The sequence below is a fragment of the Microcystis sp. LE19-41.2A genome (genome assembly GCF_027530405.1).
Classification (GTDB): Bacteria; Cyanobacteriota; Cyanobacteriia; order Cyanobacteriales; family Microcystaceae; genus Microcystis; species Microcystis aeruginosa.
In genome coordinates, this window is record NZ_JAPZQJ010000417.1 from 1 (window position 1) to 7,950 (window position 7,950).

Genomic DNA, 7,950 nt, shown 5'->3' on the forward strand with positions numbered 1-7,950 from the left:
TTTTGTACCAGTTTATGTACTACGAGGAGAATAATGCAAGGTTTTTGAATGTCCCAATCCTATTTTCTTGCACTAACATCAGATTTTAACAGGTCAAAAGCCTTATTTTCAAAGGGTTTTACCATTATTCAGCAAGTCCTACTTAATCTTGATAGAAACGACTTTTTACTAAACAATAGGCTCTTTCATCGCCGTCACGACTGGCGGGATCGGAGTTTTCGGTATTACCTACTGTTATATAATCGCAAATTTCCCAGCCGGTTCGCTGTAAAATTCGGCGTAACCCGGCATTAGAAAAGATCCAATAGTTGGTGGAATCATTATTTGCTTCTAGTTCATCGAGTAAATAGGCTAGAGGAATCGCGGAAAGATCGACTCGATTAGCGGCATTACTCACCGTATTAAACTTAGTGACGCGGGTGCTAATCAGGCAATAATTGGCAGATTTTGCTAAGGTTTCGAGGGCATAGTAGGGATTTTTGAGATGGTATAAAATTCCTAAGAAGATGACTAAACTATAGCTTTTTTCTGGAAGGAGAAACTGGGAATCTAAGTTAACATCATGAATCTCCACAGAGGAAGAAAGAGCAGTTTTGAGCAGTTTAACCCCTTGCATAAGATTAAAGTTGGTAGGAGCGTAGTCCACTACCTGCACTTTACAGCCCAAAGATTCCAGAAAAAACGCCAGATCGCCATCGGCACAACCAATATCAACAATCGGTTTTTCCGAGATTAATTCTAGTAGAAAACGGTTTTTACCCGTTAATAGTAATTCGAGAATATCGAAGCAGGTTAAAGTGTTGTAAGGATACCAGCCAAAATTGTCGGGAGCGAGTTTTTCTTTTTCGGCATCTAATTGGACTCGAAACTGGCGGGACTTATTTTTAATGACGCTAATATCGAGAAGTTTCGGACTAATTTCTTGCAGTTCGGGAATGGTTAAGGATAACTGACCTAATCTTTCATAAAGAGCATTTTTTTCCCGAATCATTTCTTGTTTTTCTTGATTCAAACTCTTCAGATGATCTTTGAGAGAATCTCGTTCTTCAATTAAAGTCTCTCGTTCATCAACTAAGCGAGGATATTTCCAGAACTTAAGATATTTCTTGATTTTCATCTATCAATAGGGAGGAATTAATTTTACTGAGTTAGTCTAGGGGGTTTCTGGCTGTTCGATATTTTTACCAAAACCACTCTTATAATACCATTGATCGGGATCATTTGTCAATATATTTACCAAAAATTTTGAGTTTTAAAGTCAGATTATTATTGGCTTTTATCAAAATTAAGCTGAGAATTTTTGCAGATGATTTATTTTTAAGGATTATAGATTCGGGGTAACTTCCTTAGAGAAAAATTGACCTCCTGACTTGAAAGAGGGTGTAGGGTGTGGGGTGTGGGGTGTGGGGTGTGGGGTGTAGGGAAGGAAACCTCTTTCATCTGTGGGGGTGAAAATTTTTTCATCGGGACTGACTCCTGACTCCTCCAATTCTACCGGGGAGTAATGATTAGTTGCGATAATTTTCCAATATTTGGGAAAATCTCGACAATGGGGACAGTATTCAATCAAAACAGTGGTGGAGGATTTTCCTGGCATTCAGTCCAAACCAAGCCTCATCTCCGGGCAATCCGGGGAAAGAGGAGAGGTTGACCGTCATGACAGAAATTATATAGATTAAAATTAGAAAACTTAGGTAAATTGGCAAGATTTTAACTTTTTTCATGATCGAAGTTATCCCGCTTACATAATTAAAATTTTTTCTCTGCTTTTTAGACTTATTTTTGACAAATTTAGCAAGTTTGCCAGAGATATATTATCCTACTCGCCAGCTTCTTTGAGATACTGATTGATATGATAATTCGGGTTAACTTGACAAGAGTTCGAGCGCCTGTAAACGCAAGTTCCGTTAAAGCATTTCTCCCGTTGATAATCTCCGACCGCGGCAGTGTCTTGGTTAAATAATAGATAATTAAAATAAGGTTGTAGTTCCTCGAAATTTTGGTTATCTTTAAGGAAATAAATCGGTACATCTTGGTGTAAGTAGGCGTATCCCCCCGTGTACTGCCACGCCAATCCTTTTACTCCTAAACCGCACAGTTTTTTCTCGCTACTTAAATACTCATAGGCTTGTAATTGTCCGCCGTGGGTTTGCCAGTGAGTATAGCCCGGTTTTTGCCAAGGCGGTCCGAAATTAAAAGTCTGGTCCGTATTAAAACGCCCCGCCAGCAACCAAGAGAGAAAAGCCCAAAGAAGTAAACTACTAAAAATAACGATAGTTTTGCCGGCGAGGGAACCTCGCATTAACGATAAACGCGAGACGAGAGTGGCGATTCCCAAACCAGCGAGAATAATAATTAGTGGTAGGGCAGGGAACATATAGCGATATTCTTTGTGACCTAAAAAGCTGTGAGAGAGGATAATAACTAGGGCCAGAAGGGCGAGAATCCAGTGACGACGAGCAGCGATTGCACAGAAGACGAGGATCGGAAACAGCCACCAAGACCAATTGAGGGCTAACCAAGTAAAATATTGCTGCCAGGGGGATACGCCAAAACTATTAAATTTTCCTTCAAAAATATTAATCCAGATCAGTTTCCAAATCGATTGGAAGGGGGTGGACCAAGTGAAAGCGTCTAAAGCACCCCCCAGCAAAACCGGACCGATAAAACCGAGGGCAAGGGGCAGTAATTGTGGAAAATTTTTTTGTCTAACTTGATAAATGAGGGCGATGGCGATGGCAGGCAGTAAATGAAATCGAAGATAGGTGGTCAATCCATAGAAAAACCCTGTCCAATACAGTCGCTGACGAGAGGGGGGATTTTTGCCGTAACATCCTAAATAAACGCCGACTAGCAGGGAATAAGCGGCCATAACTTCGGTGAAGGCTTTCGGGGCAAAATAGATAAATTCAAACCAAATCGCACAAATACCGCCAGTGAGGATAGCGCCGGCCAAACCGATGCTTTCGTAGGCGATCGAGAATCCGATCCAAACGGGAATTAAAGATAGTAAACTGAGGAAAATCTTGATGCTGGCCAGATAGCCACTGGCTCCTTCCGAAAAACCAGCAGTTAGCTTCATAATCCCGCCAAGAATCCCCGGAAATAACCAAGAACGAATCCCGTCCCGAAAATCCCAAGGTATCATCCCATTGCCAAAAGCTAGTCGATGACCCTGTTCTAAGGTCTGAAAAATTTCATCCGGCCAGAGAATATTAGGATAAGAGAAAGCGGCATTTAGACGCAGGAAAAGCGCAAAAATAAGGATTAATAACAACCAAACTCTAGAATAATTTAACTGACGAATCATGTTGGCAACTAAGGACAAGATGTTTGCTTTAGGGGAAAATATAGGGATTTTTAACGGGGTAATTATTGTTACTGGGCTATCAAGCTAATGTTTTTTAGCATATTGCTGATGTTAATGTCAATCTCTTAAGTTATAGTTTAGTGGGGAGAAACTGGGGAACTTTTCTGCCAGAAATGAGTCCCTTGCCTAGAGTTGGCTATAAAGATGAGTTTGCCCTTTGATATCCCTGAGAATTTACGAAGGAGAAATTATCGAGATGACTTAACCTCGATAATCGGGTATTTAATCGATCTGGGTTTGTTAAAAGATTTAACCGTCAAACCATGATACAATAGCGCGGGTTCACCCCAAAAGATAAATAGCGAGCCAATTTCAGAATAATGCTGCAACGAGATTTTCCATTTAAGAATTTTGAAAAGTTTGATTACCGTCTATTTCTGGGTGTATTAATTACTGGATTAGGTTTTATCTTAAGATATTATCAGTACGATTCCTTGCCTCCCTATAACTGGACTCAAGATGAATTTGCCTTTGCTTGGAGTGGCATGAGTTTGATTCAAGATGGAGTTCCTACCAGTTGGTCTTTCCTCAGTCCCACGGATGATTTTTTGGTGACAGTTTGGGAAAAAACTGCTGTTCGTTATCGTTTTGTTACCCCTTGGTTTGATCATCCTCCCTTGTTTGGATTAATTGTGGGTATGACGGCTATTTTATCGGGAGCAAAGGAATTTTTTGACTGTAGTTTAACAGTAATTAGAATTCCTTCTTTAGTTTTTGGCACTCTCTCTATTTTCTTGCTTTATTTATTAGCTTTACGTTTGACTAATACCGGTGTGGCGATTATAACTTCTTTAATTTTTTCCACTAACCCCAATACGGTTTTTTTATCTCGTTTAGCAGTTAGTGAAAATTTATTATTATGTCTAAGTTTAGCGGTAGCACTTTTATTCCTTCAGTACGGTGAAAAGTCTCAAAAAAAGTATCTATACTTGGCTATAGTTCTAGGTGGTTTAGCACCTTTAGTTAAGGTGACAGGATTATATATTCTAGGTTCTCTAGTCGCTTTACTATTATTACAAAAAAATTGGCGAGATAGCTTAATCGCTTCTCTGACGGCAGTTTTATCCTTTGGTTTGTATTACCTTTACGGTTGGTTTTATGATTTTAGTTGGTTTTTAACTACTCTCCAAGAACATAAAAATCGCTTTACGGATTTTGCTATGTTAAAAAATCTAGTTTTACCTACAGTTTTTTTTGAGGATGGTTGGTTAATTTTTAGTTGGATCACTCTACTGTTAGTTGCCAGATTTCCTTTGAAAATATCTAAAATACGATTAGTTATTTTTCCTATATTAATCTATACAATTCTTCTTATTTTTTCTGGCGCTCAAAGTCATTACTATGCTTGGTATGTAATTCCTTACTATGGATTTCTCTTTCTAGTGCTTGGTATATTCTTAGACGATTTTCGTAAAAACTCTGATTTTATCAGTGCTGCCACTATCTTTATTTTTCTTGTCGTTTGGTCGGTGAATTTAAATATTAAGGATTGGGTTTTGAGTTCCCCTTACGGTAGATATTACTTTATTATCGGAACGGCAATTACTTTAGGGGGATTTTTCTTTAATGATTTAACCGAAAAAAAATCGAAAAATTTAACTAATTTTGTCAAGATAATCATGCTGATCGTCTTTTTGGGATTGTTACTAGGTAATCTTAATCTCATCCTTAACTATAAATTGCCAAGTTAAGCTAGTAAAACTAAACAAATAAATCTTGAATTTTCAATTATGACAAACCTCAAACGTTTTCCACTTTCTCATCCCTTATTTTGGGCAATTACCTACTTTATTGCTTTGGGGATTATCTCGGTTATTTTAGGTCAAGATGTTAGTTGGGATTTACGAAACTATCATTTTTATAATCCCTATATGTTATTGACAGGAAGGTTTAAGTATGATGTCCTACCCGCGCAGATACAAACTTTTTTTAATCCCCTGATTGATGTTCCCTTTTTCGTCGCTGTTTATTATCTGAAACTGCCTCCGATTGTCGTGGGGTTTTTAATGGGAGGATTTCACGGGTTAAATCAATGGTTAGTTCACCTAATTACCTATCATTCCCTCGATAAAGTTTCCGAAAGATACAAGATAACTCTAAGCATAGCGGCAGCGATTACCAGTATTTTTGGGGCAGCCTATATTTCGGAGTTAGGAACCAGTATTGGTGATAATACCACCAGTGTGTTCGTTCTGGGAGGATTATTTTTTATAGTTAGTAGTTTAGGGAAAAATCTGCCAATTCCCTCTAAAAATCTTCTTTTAGCTGGATTCTTATTAGGATTAGCAACGGGGTTTAAATTAACCAATGCTTTATATAGTATTAGCTTTTTGGTAGCTATTAATTTTTTACCTAATTCTTGGTCAGAAAAGTTACGCAATTTAATTCTATCAATTCTCTCAATGGCCGTGGGTTTTAGTCTCACTGCTGGTTATTGGATTATCCTAATGTGGACAAAGTTTGCTAATCCTCTTTTTCCCTTCTATAATAAAATCTTTCAATCTCCTTATATCGAAACCGACTACAATTTTAAAGGGATACAATATTTGCCTAAAGATATCTGGCAATGGTTGTTTTATCCTGTTTATTTTATCCAGAGACAAACTCTTGTCTCTGAGGTTCCTTTCCAAGATAGCCGATTAGCTATAACCTATTTATTGATAATTTTACTAATAGTAGTGATTATTTTTCGTGCTATTTCTAAGCGCAATCTATCTTCTGAACCTGACTTAACCCACGGTGCAGTTTTAGGGTTTTTACTGCCTTTTTCTCTGACCGCTTACTCTATTTGGTTAGTGGGATTTTCTATCTATCGTTATCTGATGCCATTAGAATTAATCACTCCCACTTTAATTATTTTGATTATTGCCTATCTTTATCCTCGCAAGAAACCATTATTAATCATAAATTTGGTAATATTTTCCTTAATTGTCACTACGGTTAAACCGATGGATTGGTGGAGAATGGGATGGTCAGATAATTATTTTGGTATCGATAGTCAAGCATTAAAACCCTACGAAAATTCCACGATTGTTATCTGGGGAGATGAAGGAACATCTTTTATCGTCCCTTATTTTCCCGCTTCGACTCGTTTTGTGAGACTCAAAGGCAATACTGGAGTCAGTGAGGGAACTTTAATGCGAAAAAATGCCGAGACATTTATTGCTAATACTCCCCCAGAATCTCTCTACATTCTCCAGACGGACTTTAATAAAAAATCCCCTGATATAGTGGAGGATTTAGCGAAGGAAAATCTCGTTATTGATTTCCAAAGTTGTCAACCCTTTCCCACCAAAATCGAAAAATTTAATCTCTGTCGTCTTCAGAAAAAGTAATTCTCTACCTTTTATCTGTAATGATTTATCTATTGACGGTTAACTACAATTGCGGGGAATTAATTAAGCGTTTAATCGCTTCCCTCAACGATGACTTATCTGCTACTCTCATCATTGTTAACAATTCCACTGAAGATAAAAATATCCAATCTTTAGCAGCGCAAAGAGTCAAGATTATTGAAGCGGGGGAAAATTTAGGATTTGGGAAAGGATGTAATCTAGGACTTGATTGGATTTATCAACAAGACAGAGAAGCTATCGTTTGGTTAGTTAATCCCGATGCTTACTTATTACCGGACTCTCTGGAGAAAGCAAGCAAATTTTTTCAGCAATATCCCGAAGTTGCCATCGCTGGTACAGAAATTTACGAACCGGATGGTAAAATCTGGTTTGGTTGGGGAAAATTTAATGCCAAAATCGGCACAATTAACGTGGTGGAGGAATCCTTAGACTATGGAGATAAACCCTATCTTATTCCTGACTGGGTGACGGGATGCAGTTTATTAATTAATTTCTCGAATTTTTCCACTTGTCCCCATTTTGATCCCGATTACTTTCTCTACTACGAAGACTTTGATTTTTCCCGAAGATACGCAAACCAAGGCTATTTAGTCGTTGTTACCAATCAGATTAAAATCATTCATGAACCATCTTCTATCACCCGTCGCTATGGTTATCTAAGACTAACTCATAATATCTATAGTTATCTTCTCAGTCTCGAAAAACATACGACTTTAACTATCCTTGTTTATCGCTTGCTGCGGATGAGTTTTATGTCTTTACTGATCCTTCCCATTAAACCCAAATTCTCCCTAGCTAAGTTAGAAGGAATTCAACTCTATTGTCAAAGAATTATCACTAAACTGCGTCTAGGTTGAAACCCGTATTTTTGCCGCTTCAGGCAGCAGGTATTATTCTTACTAAATCCTGTGTAAAAGCTATAGGAGAGCGGGGAGCGGGGAGTAGTGGTGATGGTGAGCTATCTTGCTGATTTAGTCTGACAGGTCTAATGACCCGAAAAATCAGGAAGAGTGAGCGATTCATGTTAATTTTTATCTCAAATGTCGGGGTGAAGACCGGAAGCGCTCAGCGCGACGGGATGAAACCCCGACCAATATAAAAGAGCGAAGCACGACTAAAATCTTGACAATCTCTGCTGTATAGGTTAACTTAAAATAAGTTGTTTGAGGTCGATAAACAATGATTATCTTAGAAATGAAAGCAGTGGTCAAACCAAGTCAGTCT

Annotated in this window: 6 protein-coding genes; 3 read left to right on the forward strand and 3 right to left on the reverse strand. The window is 38.0% G+C overall.

Annotated elements, in window-relative coordinates:
- Positions 1-142: 142 nt before the first annotated feature.
- From O9290_RS17100 to O9290_RS17110, 3 genes are all read right to left on the reverse strand, one after another.
- Positions 143-1,117, reverse strand: a complete 975-nt coding sequence (locus O9290_RS17100; RefSeq protein ID WP_004159353.1) for a methyltransferase domain-containing protein — start codon at positions 1,115-1,117, stop codon at positions 143-145.
- A 207-nt stretch (positions 1,118-1,324) separates the two neighbouring features.
- Positions 1,325-1,597, reverse strand: a complete 273-nt coding sequence (locus O9290_RS17105; protein ID WP_004159354.1) for a hypothetical protein — start codon at positions 1,595-1,597, stop codon at positions 1,325-1,327.
- Between the two features lie 222 nt (positions 1,598-1,819).
- The gene (locus O9290_RS17110) at positions 1,820-3,310 is read right to left on the reverse strand and encodes a glycosyltransferase family protein (RefSeq protein WP_353852147.1); all 1,491 of its coding nucleotides are present in this window, start codon (positions 3,308-3,310) and stop codon (positions 1,820-1,822) included.
- 380 nt (positions 3,311-3,690) lie between these two features.
- Between O9290_RS17110 and O9290_RS17115 the strand changes: the two genes are divergently transcribed.
- From O9290_RS17115 to O9290_RS17125, 3 genes are read left to right on the forward strand one after another with little or no spacing between them, the layout of a single operon-like run.
- Complete coding sequence (locus O9290_RS17115) at positions 3,691-5,061, forward strand: ArnT family glycosyltransferase (protein WP_288059136.1); 1,371 nt, start codon at positions 3,691-3,693, stop codon at positions 5,059-5,061.
- A gap of 39 nt (positions 5,062-5,100) precedes the next feature.
- Positions 5,101-6,705: a glycosyltransferase 87 family protein gene (locus O9290_RS17120; protein ID WP_288059137.1), complete on the forward strand. Its 1,605-nt coding sequence runs from the start codon at positions 5,101-5,103 to the stop codon at positions 6,703-6,705.
- 20 nt (positions 6,706-6,725) lie between these two features.
- Entirely contained in the window at positions 6,726-7,583 is an 858-nt protein-coding gene (locus O9290_RS17125) for a glycosyltransferase (RefSeq protein WP_004159358.1), read from the forward strand.
- Positions 7,584-7,950: the final 367 nt, after the last annotated feature.